The sequence below is a fragment of the Mycobacterium sp. SMC-2 genome, assembly GCF_025263485.1.
Lineage (GTDB): Bacteria > Actinomycetota > Actinomycetes > Mycobacteriales > Mycobacteriaceae > Mycobacterium.
Map to the genome: position 1 here is coordinate 79373 of NZ_CP079863.1, position 15129 is coordinate 94501.

Below are 15129 nucleotides of genomic sequence, written 5' to 3' on the forward strand. Positions count from 1 at the left end.
GGGATTACAGAGGGCCGTCGGTGCGGGGAGGTCAGGGAAAGTCTTAGTCGCGCGTCTTACCCGAGTGCATCTTCAACGCGGCGTCCACATTGGACTTCTTGTCCTCCCCGGCGCCCTTCGCCGCGGCCTTCTTGCGCTTGGCGACGACGGCGTCGACGGCGCCGTTGAGCGCCGAGCCGAGCGGGAAGCCGAGATAGTGGGTGAGGAAGACCGCCATCTCCTTCAGTTCGGTCTCGGTCAGTTCCCCGTTGAGCAACGCGGCGTTGATCTGGATCTCGGCCAGGTCGCGGTTTCCGATCGCGGTCACCGCGGTCAACGTCATGATGCGCTTGTCGCGCATCGACAATCCCGGTCGCGTCCAGATGCTGCCGAACAGGTGGTCGACGGTGAGGTCGAAATACGCGTCGCCCTCGATGTTGGGCATCTCCCAGCCGTACACCTCGTTCATCTTCGCGAGGCCCTTGCGGCGAAGTTCGTCCATCACGCCTCTTTCTCTGTGTGTGGCACCCCGAGCCCGGCGGCCAGCCCCTCGTACGCCAACCGGGCGAGCGGCAGGTCGACCGACACCGCGTCGCCCAGCGCCAGCGCCAGGCTCAGATCCTTCTCCCCCAGACCGCGGGTGTGCATGAACGGCTCGTACAAGAAGTTCTCCGGCCCAAGGTCTTTCATGTCCTCGCGCACCATGATCGCGCCGGGACCGCCGGTGAGGGCATCGGTGTGGCGCACCACCCGGCCCAGCGCCTGCAGATCCAGGCCGGCCGCCTCCGCCAGCTTCATGGCTTCGCAGGCCGCCGCGTACGAGGTGAAGGTCAACATGTTGCGGGCCAACTTCATTCGCGTTCCCGCACCCGGCTCACCGGCGTGGATGACCATCGCCGCCCAGTGCTTGAATGCCGGCTTGATCCGCTCGTACACCTCGCGTTCGGCGCCCACCATGGTGGCGAGCTCGCCCTTCGCCGCCGCAGCCGCGCCACCGCTGACCGGCGCGTCGACGACGTGAATGCCCCGCGGTTTCAGCTCGCGGGCCAGCTCCGCGGCGGTGGTGTCGCTGATCGTCGAGTGGATCGCGATCACGGTGCCGGGTCTGGCGTGTGCCGCCAGTTCGCCGACGACCTCGCGCACCTGCGCATCGTCGAACACAGTGACGTGGATGATGTCGGCGGCGGCGACGTCGGCGACGCTGTCGGCCAAGCCGGCGCCCTTCTCGGCCAGCGGTGTCATCGCCTCCGTCCGGATGTCGTAAACGGTCACCCCGCCGGGCCACTCGGTCATCTTGGTGGCCATCGGCGCGCCCATGTTGCCCAGGCCGATGTACCCAAGCTTCAAATCCTGGCTCATGATCGGATTATCTGCCCGCCGTCGACGTTGAAAATCTGTCCCGTGATCCACGATGCTTCATCGGAGAGCAGGAACAGGCACATCCCGACCAGATCCTCGGGAGTTCCCATGCGCGACAAGGGAAGGCCCTTGACGATGTCGGCGACCATCTCCTGGGGGGTGGTGGTCCGATTCGCCTCGGTGTCGATGGGCCCGGGCGCGATCGCGTTGATCCGGATGTTCTGGCCGCCCAGCTCACGGGATAGCTGTTGGGTGAGGCCGTTCACGCCGACCTTGGCCAGACCGTAGTAGTTCGAGTACAACCACGCCGCCGTGGAGGACTGGTTCACGATCGCCCCGCCGCCGCGCTTGGCCATCTTCTTGTACACGGCGCGGGTGCACCACAAGGCGCCGTCGAGGTTGACGCTCATGAACTTCTTGTAGTACTCGGGGTCGATGGTGAGCAGGAAGTCCAGCTTCATCCCGCCGAAAATCGCGGCGTTGTTGACCAGATAGTCGATGCCGCCGAACTCGGCCAGCGTGTGATCGGCCATCGCCTTGGCCGACGCCGGGTCAGACACGTCGACCGGAACGGCCAGCGCCATGCCGCCGTCGGCGACGATCTGCTTGGCGACCCCTTGGGCCGCCTCCGCATTGACATCGGCCACGACAACGGCCGCGCCCTCGCGGGCCAGCGCCTCGGCGTAGGCCTGGCCGATACCGCCGCCCGACCCGGTGACGATGGCGACCTTGTTCTCGAATCGCATGCTCGCAGGCTCCTCTAGTTAACCGCTGTCGCAATGGTTTTGATTTCCAGGTACTCCTCGAATCCGGCGAGACCCATCTCGCGGCCGTTTCCGGACTGCTTGTAGCCGCCGAACGGCGAGTCCGCGGAGTACCAGACGCCGCCGTTGACGTTGATGGTTCCCGCGCGGACCCGCGCGGCAACTCCGGCCGCCCTGACCGGGTCGGCGCCGAACACGGTGCCCGACAATCCGTATGGCGAGTCGTTGGCAATGCGCACGGCATCGTCGTCGCCGTCGTGGGGGATCACCGTCAGGACAGGGCCGAAGATCTCCTCGCGCGCGCAGCGCGCGTCGTTGCCCAGCCCCGCGATCACCGTGGGCTCGATGAAGAATCCGACTTCGCGGTCGGCCGGGCGGCCGCCACCGCAGGCAAAAGTGCCGCCCTCGGCAATCGCTGAGTCGAGATAGCCCTGTATCCGATCGCGCTGGCGCGCCGAAATCACCGGCCCGCAGATGGTTCCGGGGTCGGTCGGGTCGCCGGCCTTGATACCGCCCATCGTCGCGGCCGCGATGGCGACGGCTTCGTCGTACCGCGCCCGCGGCACCAACAGCCGGGTGGTGATCGCGCATCCTTGGCCCGCGTGCATGCATACCGAGAACCCGGCCATGCCCACCGCGGCGCCCAGGTCGGCGTCATCGAGGACGATGAACGCCGACTTGCCACCCAGCTCGAGGAAGACCTTCTTGATGGTGGCGGCGCCGTCGGCCATCACGCTGCGGCCGGTGGCGGTCGACCCGGTGAACGAAACCATGTCGACGCGAGGGTCTTTGGCCAACAGCGCACCGACGCCGTGGTCGCTGGACGTGACGATGTTGATCACACCGGGCGGAAAGTCGGTGTGCTCGGCGATGAGTTCCCCGAGCACGGCCGCGCACCACGGGGTGTCGGGGGCGGGCTTCAGGACGACGGTGTTTCCGGCGGCGAGCGCGGGCCCGATCTTGGCGAGGTTGATCTGGTGGGGAAAGTTCCACGGGGTGATCGCGCCCACCACGCCGACGGCCTCACGCGCGATCGTGCGCCGGGTACGGATACCCATCGGCGACGCCTCGCCGAGATCCTGGCTGTAAACATAGGATTCGGCGGTATCCGCCGCAAAGGCCAGGTCGTTGACCGGGACTTCGAGCTGAGCGATCGCGGTGAGCATCCGGGGCGCCCCGACTTCGGCGATGGTCAGGTCACGCAGCTCTTCGAGGTGCTGCTGCATCGCCTCGCGCAGCTGCCGCACGCACCGCACCCGCAGTTCGGTGTTGCGCGACCAGTCCGTGTCGTCGAATGCGCGCCGCGCGGCGTCGATGGCGCGACCCATGTCCTCGGCGTCGGCATCGGCCGCGGCGCCCAGCACTTCCTCGGTCGCCGGATTGATCGTCGGGAAGGTGCCGGCGCTGCCGGGTGACATCTTCCCGTCGATGAAGAGTGCACTCACGCCGTCGGCCAGCAAGGCCATCTCCCGCTCCCGTCTGCGCGCGCCAAATCGCACGCGAATCGAGTGGACAGTTGTCCGGTCGAACCATAGCCGCCGGGCAGTCAGCGGTGCAAGGGTCGATCTCGCCGGCGACAGCTCACCGACGAGAAAAAGCGCACTAACCATGATGTTTACCGATCAGCCTTGCTTCCGGACTCCTCGGTCCGATAGCTTGGACATGTGTCCAGCGATGCACTGGTGACAATCACGTCTCAGGCCGAGCGCCAGCCCGGTCGGCCGGTGCGCAACCGCCGCCAGGAGGAGACCTTCCGCAAGGTGCTCGCGGCCGGCATCGAGACGCTGCGCGAGAAGTCGTATGCGGACCTGACGGTGCGCGCGGTGGCGGCCCGCGCCAAAGTCGCCCCGGCCACCGCATACACCTACTTCTCGTCGAAGAATCATCTGATCGCCGAGGTCTACCTGGACCTGGTGCGGCAAGTCCCATACTTCACCGACGTCAACGAACCGATGCCCAACCGGGTGGAGCAGGTCCTGCGCCACCTGGCCCTGGTGGTCGCCGACGAACCCGAGGTCAGCGCCGCCTGCACGACGGCGTTGCTCAGCGGGGGCGCCGAGCCCGCGGTGACCGCCGCGCGCGACCGGATCGGCGCTGAGATCCACCGCCGCATCACGTCCGCCATGGGCCCCGACGCCGACCCCACCGCCGTCTCGGCGCTGGAGATGGCTTTCTTCGGGGCGCTCGTTCAGGCCGGGAGCGGCGAATTCACCTATCGCGAGATCGCCGACCGGCTGGCCTATGTGGTGCGGCTGATTCTCGCCGGCGCGGGGGAGACGAGCCAGGAGACAAGCACCGGATGACCGTTCATGTTGGCGACCACGAGCTGGTCCTCGATCCCTACGACTACGACTTCCACGAGGACCCATATCCGTACTACAAGCGCCTTCGCGACGAGGCGCCGCTGTATCGCAATGAGGACCTGAAGTTCTGGGCGCTGTCGCGGCACCAGGATGTGCTGCAGGGCTTCCGCAACAGCACGACGCTCTCCAACAAGTACGGCGTCTCGCTGGATCCGGCGTCGCGCGGCCCGCACGCGTCCAAGACGATGTCGTTTCTCGCCATGGACGATCCCGCCCATCTGCGGCTGCGGACCCTGGTGTCGAAAGGGTTCACGCCCAGGCGGATTCGGGAACTCGAGCCGCGCGTGACCGAGATCGCGACGCAGCACCTCGACACCATGCTGGACAAAGCGAAGGGCGGCACGGTCGACTATGTCGACGAGTTCGCCGGCAAGCTGCCCATGGACGTCATCTCCGAGTTGATGGGTGTCCCCAAGCCGGATCGAGCGCAGGTCCGGGCCTGGGCCGACGGGGTGATGCACCGCGAGGCGGGGGTTACCGACGTGCCGCCGGAGGCCGTGGAGGCCTCCATCAACCTCATCGTCTACTACCAGGGGATGGTGGCCGAGCGGCGCAAGAAGCTGACCGACGACCTGACCTCGGCGCTGCTGGAGGCGGAGATCGACGGCGACCGGCTCACCGACGAAGAAGTCCTCGGTTTCATGTTCCTGATGGTGATCGCCGGCAACGAGACCACGACCAAACTCCTTGCCAACGCCGCGTTTTGGGGACACAAGAACCCTGATCAACTGATCCCGGTCTACGCCGACCTGTCGCGGGTGCCGCTGTGGGTGGAAGAGACCCTGCGCTACGACACTTCCAGCCAGATCCTCGCCCGCACCGTGATCGGGGAGCTCACCCTGTACGACACCACCATCCCCGAGGGCGACGTCCTGCTGCTGTTGCCCGGTTCGGGCCATCGCGACGAGCGGGTCTTCGACAACCCCGACGACTACCTGATCGGGCGCGAAATCGGGCCCAAGCTGCTGAGTTTCGGTAGTGGCGCACACTTCTGCCTGGGCGCCCACCTGGCCCGGATGGAAGCCCGGGTCGCGCTCACCGAGTTGTTCAAGCGAATCCGCGGATATGAGGTGGACGAGGCCAACGCCGTCCGCGTCCACTCCAGCAATGTCCGCGGGTTCGCCCACCTACCCATGACCCTGGAGGTCCGCTGAATGCCCCGCTTTGACCCCCTGCCCGAACGCCGGCCGGCGATCGTGGCCGGCGCTTCCTCCGGCATCGGAGAGGCCACCGCCATCGAGCTTGCGGCGCATGGCTTCCCGGTCGCCCTGGGCGCCCGCCGGGTCGAGAAGCTCAACGACATCGTCGGCAAGATCAACGCCGAAGGCGGCGAGGCGGTCGGATTCCATCTGGACGTCACCGACCCCAACTCGGTGAAATCCTTTGTCGCCCAGTCTGTCGATGCGCTGGGTGACATCGAGATACTGGTCGCCGGCGCGGGCGACACGTACTTCGGCAAGCTCGCCGAAATCACCACCGAAGAGTTCGAGTCGCAGCTGCAGATCCACCTCGTCGGCGCCAACCGGCTGGCCGCCGCCGTGCTGCCGGGCATGCTGGACCGGCAGCGCGGGGACTTGATCTTCGTCGGCTCCGACGTGGCCCTGCGCCAGCGCCCGCACATGGGCGCCTACGGCGCGGCCAAGGCCGCGCTGGTCGCGATGGTCACCAACTTCCAGATGGAGCTCGAGGGGACGGGCGTGCGGGCCTCGATCGTGCACCCCGGCCCGACGAAAACGTCGATGGGCTGGAGTTTGCCGGCCGAGAAGATCGGCCCCGCGCTGGAGGACTGGGCCAAGTGGGGCCAGGCCCGCCACGACTACTTCCTGCGCGCGGCGGACCTGGCGCGCGCCATCACGTTCGTCGCCGAAACACCGCGCGGTGGCTTCATCGCGAACATGGAGCTTCAGCCCGAAGCCCCGTTGGCCGACAAGAAAGATCGCCAAAAGCTCGCGCTCGGCGAAGAGGGGATGCCAGAACAATGACGACCGCCATCGTGCCGCGCGTTTCCGGCGGCGAGGAAGAGCACGGTCACCTCGAGGAATTCCGCACCGACCCAATCGGTTTGATGAAGCGCGTCCGCGATGAATGCGGGGATGTCGGCTGGTTCCAGCTCGTCGACAAACACGTCATACTGTTGTCCGGCGCGGAGGCCAACGAATTCTTCTTCCGCTCCGCCGACGAGGATCTGGACCAGGCCGAGGCGTACCCGTTCATGACGCCGATCTTCGGCAAGGGCGTGGTGTTCGACGCCAGCCCCGAGCGGCGCAAGGAGATGCTGCACAACTCGGCGCTGCGCGGCGAGCAGATGAAGGGCCACGCCGCCACCATCGAGGGCGAAGTCAAGAAGATGATCGCCAACTGGGGCGACGAGGGCGAGATCGAGCTGCTCGACTTCTTCGCCGAGCTGACCATCTACACCTCGACGGCCTGCCTGATCGGGCTGAAGTTCCGCGAGCAGCTCGACCACCGGTTCGCGGAGTACTACCACATGCTGGAGCGCGGCACCGATCCGCTGTGTTACGTCGACCCATACCTGCCGATCGAGAGTTTCAGGCTCCGCGACGAGGCGCGGGTCAAGCTCGTTGCGCTGGTGCAGGAGATCATGAACCAGCGGCTGGCCAATCCGCCGACGGACAAGTCCGACCGCGACATGCTCGACGTGCTGGTCTGGATCAAGGACGAGGAAGGAAATCCGCGCTTCTCCGCCGACGAGATCACCGGGATGTTCATCTCGCTGATGTTCGCGGGGCACCACACCAGCTCGGGAACCTCGGCGTGGACGTTGATCGAGCTGATTCGCCATCCCGATGTCTACGCCCAGGTGCTGGCGGAGCTCGAGGAGTTGTACGCCGACGGCCAGGAGGTGAGTTTCCATGCGCTGCGGTCGATTCCGAAGCTGGACAACGTGGTCAAGGAGACCCTGCGGCTGCACCCGCCGCTGATCATCCTGATGCGCGTGGCGCAGGGCGAGTTCGAGGTGCAGGGCTTCCCGATTCACAAGGGCGACTTCGTCGCGGCCTCCCCGGCCATCTCGAACCGGATCCCGGAGGACTTCCCCGACCCGGACGCGTTCAAGCCCGACCGTTACAACAAGCCCGAGCAGGCCGACATCGTCAACCGCTGGACCTGGATTCCGTTCGGTGCGGGCCGGCACCGCTGCGTCGGTGCCGCTTTCGCCCAGATGCAGATCAAGGCGATCTTCTCGGTTCTCCTTCGTGAGTACGAGTTCGAGATGGCGCAACCGACCGACAGCTATCACAACGACCACTCCAAGATGGTTGTCCAGCTCGCGCGGCCGGCGAAGGTACGCTACCGCAAGCGGAAAGCCTGATTGGTCATGGGATTTCGAATCGAAGCGGATATGGATCTCTGCCAGGGCCACGCCATGTGCGAACTAGAGGCGCCGGACTACTTCCGGGTGCCCAAGCGGGGCAAGGTCGAGATCCTCGACCCCGAACCGCCCGAGGACGGCCGCGAGGAAATCGAGCGCGCGGTCGAGATGTGCCCAACGCACGCACTGTTCATCAAAGAGAAAGAAGACCACTAATGGCGTCACGCGAGGAACTCGAGGCATGGGTCGACCGCTGGCTGCAGGCCAACAAGGACTGCGAGAAGGCCGGTGACTGGCGGCCGCTTGCCGACTTCTACACCCAAGACGCCACCTATGGCTGGAACATCGGCCCCAAGGAAGACGTGATGTGTGTCGGCGTCGACGAGATCCGCGACATCGCGCTCGGCCTGGAGATGGAAGGGCTGGAGAACTGGGTTTACGAGTACCAGAAGGTGCTCATCGATGAGAAGCAGGGCGAGATCGTCGGCTTCTGGAAGCAGATCGTCAACAAGTCCGACGGCACCCAGGACGAGATCTACGGCATCGGCGGCAGCTGGTTTCGCCTCAACGCCGACAACCTCATCGAGTGGCAGCGGGACTTCTTCGACTTCGGCCACGTCGCGAAGATGTACGCGAAGTTGATCGAGTCCGGCGATCTGTCCGCCGCCATGCAGAAGCGGATCGAGCGCAGCATCGCCGGCGAGAAGCTGCCCGGCTACTACCCGCTTGGCCAGGCGCCGGTGCCGATTTGGTGACGACGCCAATGGCGCGACGCTTGCGTCGCCGAACCAACCAAGCATTTGATTTGTTGCACGCGCTATGCTGACGCGGGGGTGCCTGTGGCGCCCGTCACCAAGTTGTCCGGCATGAAGGGGCCGGGCAGCTCTGATCGATTCAAAGGCGAAATGGGGTCAGGACCATCGTGAAGACAAAAGGCGCACTGATCTGGGAGTTCAATCAGCCCTGGTCCATCGAGGAGATCGAGATCGGCGACCCGCAAGCGCACGAGGTCAAGATCCAGATGGAAGCGGCGGGCATGTGCCACTCCGACCATCACCTCGTCACCGGCGGAATCCCGATGGCCGGCTTCCCGGTGCTCGGCGGGCACGAAGGCGCGGGCATCGTCACCGAAGTCGGGCCCGGCGTCGAAGACATCGCTCCGGGCGACCACGTGGTGCTGTCGTTCATCCCGTCCTGCGGACAATGCCCGACATGTCAGGCCGGCATGCGTAACCTTTGCGACCTGGGGGCCGGGCTGCTGGGCGGTGCCGCGGTCTCCGACGGCACGTTCCGCATCCAGGCCCGCGGCCAGAATGTCTATCCCATGACGCTGCTTGGCACCTTCTCGCCGTACATGGTGGTGCACCGCAGCTCGGTGGTGAAGATCGACCCGTCGGTACCGTTCGAGGTGGCCGCGCTGGTCGGCTGCGGTGTCACCACCGGTTACGGCTCGGCGGTCCGCACCGCCGACATCCGCCCGGGTCAAGACGTGGCCATCGTCGGCGTCGGCGGTGTGGGCATGGCAGCGCTGCAGGGCGCCGTCAACGCCGGCGCGCGCTACATCTTCGCGATCGACCCGGTGGAATGGAAGCGCGACCAGGCGCTGAAATTCGGTGCGACGCACGTCTATCCCGACATCGACGCGGCGCTGATGGGCATGGCCGAGGTCACCTACGGCCTGATGGCCCACAAGGTCGTGGTCACGGTCGGCGAACTGCACGGTGCCGACATCGACAACTACCTCAACATCACCCAAAAGGGTGGCACCTGCGTGCTGACCGCCATCGGCAGCCTGTTGGACACCAACGTCACCCTGAACCTGGCGATGCTCACCCTGATGCAGAAGAACCTGCAGGGCACCATCTTCGGGGGCGGCAATCCGCAGTACGACATCCCGCAGCTGCTGTCGATGTACAAGGCCGGCAAGCTGAACCTGGACGACATGGTCACCACCCAGTACCGCCTCGAGCAGATCAACGAGGGCTACCAGGACATGCTGGAAGGCAAGAACATTCGCGGCGTCATCCGGTACACGGACGCCGACCGGTAACACCCACCCACGGGGTTCCCGAGTGACCGGGTTCGGTCACCTGATGGCGCCGGGACAGATCGGCGCCATGACGGTGCGCAACCGCGTGGTCATGTCTCCGATGGAGACCATGTACGGCACCCCGGACGGGCTGCCATCGGAGCGCACCCGCGACTACTTCGCCGCCCGCGCGAGGGGCGGTGTCGGCCTGATCACGCTGGGCGCCACCGGGATTGACCACCAACACCCGGAGACGCCCGGCGGCCTGCACCTGGCTACCGACGAGGCGGTCGACGCACACCGGGCGCTGGTCGACGTCGTGCACGAGCACGGCGCCAAGATCCAGCCCCAGATCGTGCACGCCGGGCCCGACGGCCTGGGACCCGAGCTGTTCGGTGTCACGTCGTTGGGGCCGTCGGTGATTCCCTCCTACCTCACCGGGCGTCCGTCGGCCGAGATCAGCAAGCAACAGCTGTGCGGAGTGTTCGATTTGTTCAAGGCCGCGGTGCGCCGCGCCGTCGAGGCCGGCTACGACGGCATCGAACTGCACGCCGCGCACGGGTACATGCTGCTGGGCTCGTTCCTTGCCCCGCAACGCAATCGGCGCAGCGACGAATACCGCGGCGATTCTGCGCGCGGGCGGGCGCGGGTGGTGCTGGATGCGCTGGCCGCGATCCGCTCCGAGGTCGGCGACGCACTGCCGATCACGTTGCGTATCTCCGGCTACGAACGGGTCGCCGGCGGACGGCCCATCTTCGAGACCGCACAGCTGGCACCGGAATTCGTCGCCGCCGGCGTCGACGCGTTCCACGTCAGCGGCGGAGTGATCGACCGGCTGGTGACCGGGATGGTCAACGGCGCTGACGACGGCGACGCGCTCAACGTCGGGGCCGCGGCGGCCGTCAAGCAGGTGGTCGACGTGCCGGTGATCGCCGTCGGCCGCATCCACGACCCGGTGCGGGCCGAACGGATCCTGGCCGACGGCCGCGCCGATTTCATCGCCATGGGGCGTCCCCTGTTGGCCGACCCCGAACTGCCGCGCAAACTGCGCGACGGGCAAGCGCACCGGATTCGCAAATGCATCTCCTGTGAAAACTGCATCGATGCAATGGAACAGCGCTTCTCCGTAGACTGCGCCGTCAATCCCCGCACCGGTAGGGAGCGGGAAATGGTGGCGGCTCCCGCCACGCGCGCCAAGCGCGTGGCGGTGGTCGGCGGCGGTCCGGCAGGACTGGAAGCCGCGCGGGTCGCCGCCGAGCGTGGCCACCGCGTCACGCTTTTCGAACGCAGCACCGCGCTGGGCGGGGCGCTGCGCTGGGCGGCGGTTCTGCATCCGGAGAACCAGTCGTTCCTGCACTACCTGCGCGAGGAAATAAAGCTCAGCAGCGCGGAAGTCCGCCTCGGCCAGGATATTTCGGCTCGGGACATCGTCAAAGTCGGCCCCGATGCGGTGGTCGTGGCGACCGGGGGCCGTGTCGCCGTGCCGGCGATCCCCGGGTCCGACCTACCGCACGTCTACACCGGACCGGGTTTACGCGAATTGCTCGGCGGCCGAGCCGAATCCACCGCCCCGGCTTGGCAGCGGCTGGGGGCTTCCGCGCTCGGCGGCTGGCGGCAACGACTGGTGCGGCCCGCCGCGGTCCGGCTGGCCAGCCGCGCCTGGATGCCGCTCGGGCGCCGAGTCGCCATCATCGGCGGCGACCTGGTCGCCCTGGAACTGGCCGAATTCCTGGCGAGCCGGGGCCGGTTGGTGTCGATACTCGAATCGGGCAAGAACATCGCCCCGGAAGTGGGCAACAAACGCAAGACTGAGCACATGGATCGCCTCGACCGGCTGGGCGTCACCGTGCACGTCCGGGCAACCGTGGAGCGGATCACCACCGAAGCGGTGGTGTTCACCCCCGCCGGTGGCATCGCCCGGCATCTGCAGGCCGACAGCGTCGTGCTGGCGGGCACAATTGAACCCGACACCGCTTTGTTCGACGCGCTGGTCGCCGCCCTGCCCGGGGCCGACGTGCACGCCGCCGGCGACTGCACCGGCCTGGGGCTGATCCGAAAGGCCACCGAGGAAGGCGCGCGCGCCGCGTGCGCAATCTAATGACAGGAGAGGTAACGATGACCCAAACCGCCCAATCCCCGGCACTGACCGCGTCGCAGTCGTCATGGCGCTGCGCTCAAGCCAAAGACCGCGACGGCTGGCTGGCACTGATGACCGACGACGTCGTCATCGAGGACCCGATCGGCAAGTCGGTCACCAATCCCGACGGCACGGGTGTGCGCGGTAAGGCGGCCGTCGGCGAATTTTTCGACAACAACATCGCCAAGAATCAGCTGACCATCACGTGCGAGGAGACCTTCCCGTCGAGCTCCCCTGACGAGATCGCCCATATCCTGGTGCTGCAGAGCAAGTTTGAGGGCGGGATGACCAGCAAGGTGCGCGGCGTGTTCACCTACAAGGTCAACGACGCCGGGCTGATCACCAACATGCGCGGATACTGGAACCTCGACGTGATGGAGTTCGGCCAGGAAGGCTGACGCGGGGCGTCCGAACGCCGCCCCTATGCTGGGGCCATGGCGTCGATCTTCACCAAGATCATCAACCGCGAACTTCCCGGCCGGTTCGTCTACGAGGACGACGAGGTCGTCGCGTTTCTGACGATCGAGCCCATGACTCAGGGGCACACACTGGTGGTGCCGCGGGCCGAGATCGATCAGTGGCAGGACGTCGATGGCGCGACGTTTACCCGGATCATGTCCGTGAGTCAGCTCATCGGCAAGGCGGTGTGCAAGGCCTTCAAGACAGAGCGGGCCGGCGTGATCATCGCCGGGCTGGAGGTGCCGCATCTGCACGTCCACGTGTTTCCCACCCGCCGCCTGAGCGACTTCGGCTTCGCCAACGTCGACCGCAACCCGTCGCCGGAATCCTTGGACGCGGCGCAGGCGAAGATCAAGGCGGCCCTGGCTCAGCTGGCGTGAACCGGCTCCTGCGCCGGCACCTCGCTGACACGCGGCAACGTGACACGGAAACAGCAGCCCTCCCCGGGCGCGGTCGTCACCTGGACGGTGCCACCGTGCGCGCGCACCAGCGAGTCGACGATCGATAGTCCCAATCCGGTGCCGCCGCTGGCGCGTGCCCGCGACGAGTCGGTGCGATAGAACCGCTCGAACACCCGCGACGCGTCCTGCTCCGTCATGCCGGGACCCTTGTCGGCCACCTCCAAAACCGCGTCGTCGCCGACGGTGCCGACCCGAACGGTGACGTCGGCGCCCTCCGGGGTGTGCTGCAAGGCGTTGGCGACCAGGTTGCTCAGCACCTGCCGGATCCGCGGTTCGTCGCCGAGCACCTCCGGGGTGCCCGGGCCGTCGAGCACTTCCATGGTGATGGTGCGGTTCGGATCCATCGCCTGCGCGTCGTGCACGGCGTCGCTGGCCAGCGCCAGCAAGTCGACCCGATTGTGTTCGAGCGGTCGTTGCACGTCGAGCCGGGCCAGCAGCAGCAGGTCGTCGACCAGCAGACCCATCCGGCTGGCTTCGCTTTCGATTCGCGACAACAGCATGGCGACGTCACGGGCGGCGCCCTGGCGATACAACTCCGCGAAGCCCCGGATGGTCGTCAGCGGGGTGCGCAACTCGTGGCTGGCGTCAGTGATGAACCGCCGCATCCGCTCCTCGGAACCGCGAGCCTTCTCGGCCGACGACTCCGAGGACGCGAGGGCTTCCTGGATCTGCGCAAGCATGCCGTTGAGGGCGAGCGACAGTCGGCCCACCTCGGTGCGCGGATCGCGTTCTGGCACACGGCGATCCAGTTGGCCGGCGGCGATCGCCGCGGCGGTCTGTTCGACTTCGGACAGCGGCCGCAGGCTGCGCTGCACCACCGCGAACCCGGCGATGCCGACCACGACCAGTACCGCCACCCCGATGCCGATCTGCAACCAGACCAGGGAGCTCACCGTGTGTTGTACGTCGGAGAGGTCGACCGCGACGGTGGTCAGCCCACCGTGCACAGCCCGCACCGACACCGCGCGCCACTGGATGTCGGACCCGTTGACCGAGGGCAGCGTCGTCGGATTGGGGCCCACGTCGTTGTTGGGCGGTAGCGCCGGTTCCGCGTTGCGGTCATTGATCGCCGTAACGGTGCGGCCGTCAGGGCTGATGCCGCGCACGTAGAACTTGGACGGCGGGCGGGCGGGGTCGAAGCCTTGCGCGTTCGACGTCGAATGTTTCCACGGAGACTGCGCCCACGTGCGCGACGCCTCGAGCAGCGTCTGGTCGATCCGGGTGACCAGGCTGTGCCGCAGGATCGACGTGACCGCGATGCCCGAGACGGCCAGTCCGCACGCCACCAGCACCAGGGTGGCGGCGACCAGCCCTACCCGGAGCGGCAATCCACGTCGATGCTGTTTGGCCATTGTGGGTGATTCTTCGCTAACGGCGGTGACCGACCGCGCGCTCAGCGCGGTTCCCGCAACACATAACCCACTCCGCGCAGGGTGTGCAGCAGGCGCTTCTCGCCGGTGTCGATCTTGCGCCGCAGGTACGACACGTAGGACTCGACGACATTGACGTCACCTCCGAAGTCGTATCGCCACACGTGGTCGAGGATCTTGGGCTTGCTCAGCACCGTGCCCGCGTTGATCACAAAGTAACGCAGCAGCGTGAACTCGGTCGGCGACAGCGAGACCGGTTCGCCGGCCTTCCATACTTCGTGGGTTTCCTCGTCGAGTTCGATGTCGGCGAACGTCAGGCGGGCGCTGCGGGGTTCGGCGCCGCCCTTGCCGGCGCGGCGGAGGATCACCCGCAGCCGCGCGACGACCTCTTCCAGGCTGAAGGGCTTGGTCACATAGTCGTCGCCGCCCAGGGTCAGGCCGGCGATCTTGTCCTGCAGCGAGTCGCGGGCCGTGAGGAACAACGCCGGGGCGTCGATGCCGTCGGCGCGCAGGCGCCGCAGCACCCCGAACCCGTCCATGCCCGGCATCATCACGTCGAGGATCACCGCGTCGGGACGGGCCTCGCGGGCCCGATCCAGGGCCTGGGCTCCGTTGGTCGCCGTATAGACCTCGAAACCCTGGAACTTCAGGCTCACCGAGAGCAGCTCGACGATGTTGGCCTCGTCGTCGACCACCAGGACGCGAGCCTCGGGTTTCGTTTCACTTGGGGTTGCCGCGGTCATCGATTCTTGTGCCCCCTGGTTGAGCGTTACCTGTGAAAAAATTGTGTGGTTGCTGAAAGCTCAGTGCCAACACTCTGATAGTAGTCTGCCAGGAATTGCCGCACCGGCTTGGACCTGCACGGCTTGTTGCGGTC

15 protein-coding genes and 1 pseudogene are annotated in these 15129 nt (G+C 66.6%); 10 read left to right on the top strand and 6 right to left on the bottom strand.

Going from position 1 to position 15129, the window contains the following annotated elements; genetic code table 11:
- Positions 1–43 precede the first annotated feature (43 nt).
- From KXD96_RS00400 to KXD96_RS00415, 4 genes are read right to left on the bottom strand one after another with little or no spacing between them, the layout of a single operon-like run.
- Positions 44–481, bottom strand: a complete 438-nt coding sequence (locus tag KXD96_RS00400) for a carboxymuconolactone decarboxylase family protein (RefSeq protein ID WP_260742225.1) — start codon at positions 479–481, stop codon at positions 44–46.
- A complete protein-coding gene (locus KXD96_RS00405) occupies positions 481–1338 on the bottom strand; it encodes an NAD(P)-dependent oxidoreductase (RefSeq protein ID WP_260742227.1) in 858 nt (285 codons plus the stop codon). Before KXD96_RS00405 ends, KXD96_RS00400 begins: the two co-directional genes overlap by 1 nt.
- A complete protein-coding gene (locus tag KXD96_RS00410) occupies positions 1335–2084 on the bottom strand; it encodes an SDR family oxidoreductase (RefSeq protein WP_260742228.1) in 750 nt (249 codons plus the stop codon). The genes KXD96_RS00405 and KXD96_RS00410 overlap by 4 nt, the downstream gene beginning before the upstream one ends.
- Before the next feature lie 14 nt (positions 2085–2098).
- Entirely contained in the window at positions 2099–3568 is a 1470-nt protein-coding gene (locus tag KXD96_RS00415) for an aldehyde dehydrogenase (RefSeq protein ID WP_260742230.1), read from the bottom strand.
- 198 nt (positions 3569–3766) lie between these two features.
- On the opposite strand from KXD96_RS00415, the gene KXD96_RS00420 reads away from it, so the two are divergent.
- From KXD96_RS00420 to KXD96_RS00465, 10 genes are all read left to right on the top strand, one after another.
- The gene (locus tag KXD96_RS00420; RefSeq protein WP_260742232.1) at positions 3767–4405 is read left to right on the top strand and encodes a TetR/AcrR family transcriptional regulator; all 639 of its coding nucleotides are present in this window, start codon (positions 3767–3769) and stop codon (positions 4403–4405) included.
- Positions 4402–5619: a cytochrome P450 gene (locus KXD96_RS00425; protein ID WP_260742233.1), complete on the top strand. Its 1218-nt coding sequence runs from the start codon at positions 4402–4404 to the stop codon at positions 5617–5619. The genes KXD96_RS00420 and KXD96_RS00425 overlap by 4 nt, the downstream gene beginning before the upstream one ends.
- Positions 5620–6447, top strand: a complete 828-nt coding sequence (locus tag KXD96_RS00430; RefSeq protein ID WP_260742235.1) for an SDR family oxidoreductase — start codon at positions 5620–5622, stop codon at positions 6445–6447.
- Positions 6444–7796 carry a cytochrome P450 gene (locus KXD96_RS00435; protein ID WP_260742237.1) on the top strand — a complete coding sequence of 451 codons (1353 nt, stop codon included), beginning with the start codon at positions 6444–6446 and terminating at the stop codon, positions 7794–7796. Before KXD96_RS00430 ends, KXD96_RS00435 begins: the two co-directional genes overlap by 4 nt.
- A 6-nt stretch (positions 7797–7802) precedes the next feature.
- A complete protein-coding gene (locus KXD96_RS00440; protein WP_260742238.1) occupies positions 7803–8012 on the top strand; it encodes a ferredoxin in 210 nt (69 codons plus the stop codon).
- Positions 8012–8551 (top strand): nuclear transport factor 2 family protein, encoded by a 540-nt coding sequence (locus KXD96_RS00445; RefSeq protein ID WP_260742239.1) that lies wholly within the window; start codon positions 8012–8014, stop codon positions 8549–8551. Before KXD96_RS00440 ends, KXD96_RS00445 begins: the two co-directional genes overlap by 1 nt.
- Before the next feature lie 167 nt (positions 8552–8718).
- The gene (locus KXD96_RS00450; RefSeq protein WP_260742241.1) at positions 8719–9846 is read left to right on the top strand and encodes an NDMA-dependent alcohol dehydrogenase; all 1128 of its coding nucleotides are present in this window, start codon (positions 8719–8721) and stop codon (positions 9844–9846) included.
- 22 nt (positions 9847–9868) lie between these two features.
- Positions 9869–11923 carry an FAD-dependent oxidoreductase gene (locus KXD96_RS00455; protein WP_260742242.1) on the top strand — a complete coding sequence of 685 codons (2055 nt, stop codon included), beginning with the start codon at positions 9869–9871 and terminating at the stop codon, positions 11921–11923.
- Positions 11924–11940: 17 nt separating this feature from the next.
- Positions 11941–12360, top strand: a complete 420-nt coding sequence (locus tag KXD96_RS00460) for a ketosteroid isomerase family protein (protein WP_260742243.1) — start codon at positions 11941–11943, stop codon at positions 12358–12360.
- Between the two features lie 36 nt (positions 12361–12396).
- Entirely contained in the window at positions 12397–12801 is a 405-nt protein-coding gene (locus KXD96_RS00465; protein WP_260742245.1) for an HIT family protein, read from the top strand.
- Here KXD96_RS00465 and KXD96_RS00470 read toward each other — a convergent pair.
- Together KXD96_RS00470 and phoP are read right to left on the bottom strand one after the other, a co-directional pair.
- A pseudogene (locus KXD96_RS00470) lies at positions 12773–14234 on the bottom strand (sensor histidine kinase). The gene KXD96_RS00465 and the pseudogene KXD96_RS00470 overlap by 29 nt on opposite strands.
- Positions 14235–14275: 41 nt before the next feature.
- Positions 14276–14995: a two-component system response regulator PhoP gene (gene phoP / locus KXD96_RS00475; RefSeq protein ID WP_067201572.1), complete on the bottom strand. Its 720-nt coding sequence runs from the start codon at positions 14993–14995 to the stop codon at positions 14276–14278.
- Positions 14996–15129 lie beyond the last annotated feature (134 nt).

Bases quoted from the DNA above. Each gene is read 5' to 3' on its own strand.
- KXD96_RS00430 (WP_260742235.1), top strand. From the start codon at position 5,620: ATGCCCCGCTTTGACCCCCTGCCCGAACGCCGGCCGGCGATCGTGGCC.
- KXD96_RS00415 (WP_260742230.1), bottom strand. From the start codon at position 3,568: ATGGCCTTGCTGGCCGACGGCGTGAGTGCACTCTTCATCGACGGGAAG.
- KXD96_RS00405 (WP_260742227.1), bottom strand. From the start codon at position 1,338: ATGAGCCAGGATTTGAAGCTTGGGTACATCGGCCTGGGCAACATGGGC.
- KXD96_RS00410 (WP_260742228.1), bottom strand. From the start codon at position 2,084: ATGCGATTCGAGAACAAGGTCGCCATCGTCACCGGGTCGGGCGGCGGT.
- KXD96_RS00445 (WP_260742239.1), top strand. From the start codon at position 8,012: ATGGCGTCACGCGAGGAACTCGAGGCATGGGTCGACCGCTGGCTGCAG.
- KXD96_RS00425 (WP_260742233.1), top strand. From the start codon at position 4,402: ATGACCGTTCATGTTGGCGACCACGAGCTGGTCCTCGATCCCTACGAC.
- KXD96_RS00400 (WP_260742225.1), bottom strand. From the start codon at position 481: ATGGACGAACTTCGCCGCAAGGGCCTCGCGAAGATGAACGAGGTGTAC.
- KXD96_RS00460 (WP_260742243.1), top strand. From the start codon at position 11,941: ATGACCCAAACCGCCCAATCCCCGGCACTGACCGCGTCGCAGTCGTCA.
- KXD96_RS00465 (WP_260742245.1), top strand. From the start codon at position 12,397: ATGGCGTCGATCTTCACCAAGATCATCAACCGCGAACTTCCCGGCCGG.
- KXD96_RS00440 (WP_260742238.1), top strand. From the start codon at position 7,803: ATGGGATTTCGAATCGAAGCGGATATGGATCTCTGCCAGGGCCACGCC.
- KXD96_RS00435 (WP_260742237.1), top strand. From the start codon at position 6,444: ATGACGACCGCCATCGTGCCGCGCGTTTCCGGCGGCGAGGAAGAGCAC.
- phoP (WP_067201572.1), bottom strand. From the start codon at position 14,995: ATGACCGCGGCAACCCCAAGTGAAACGAAACCCGAGGCTCGCGTCCTG.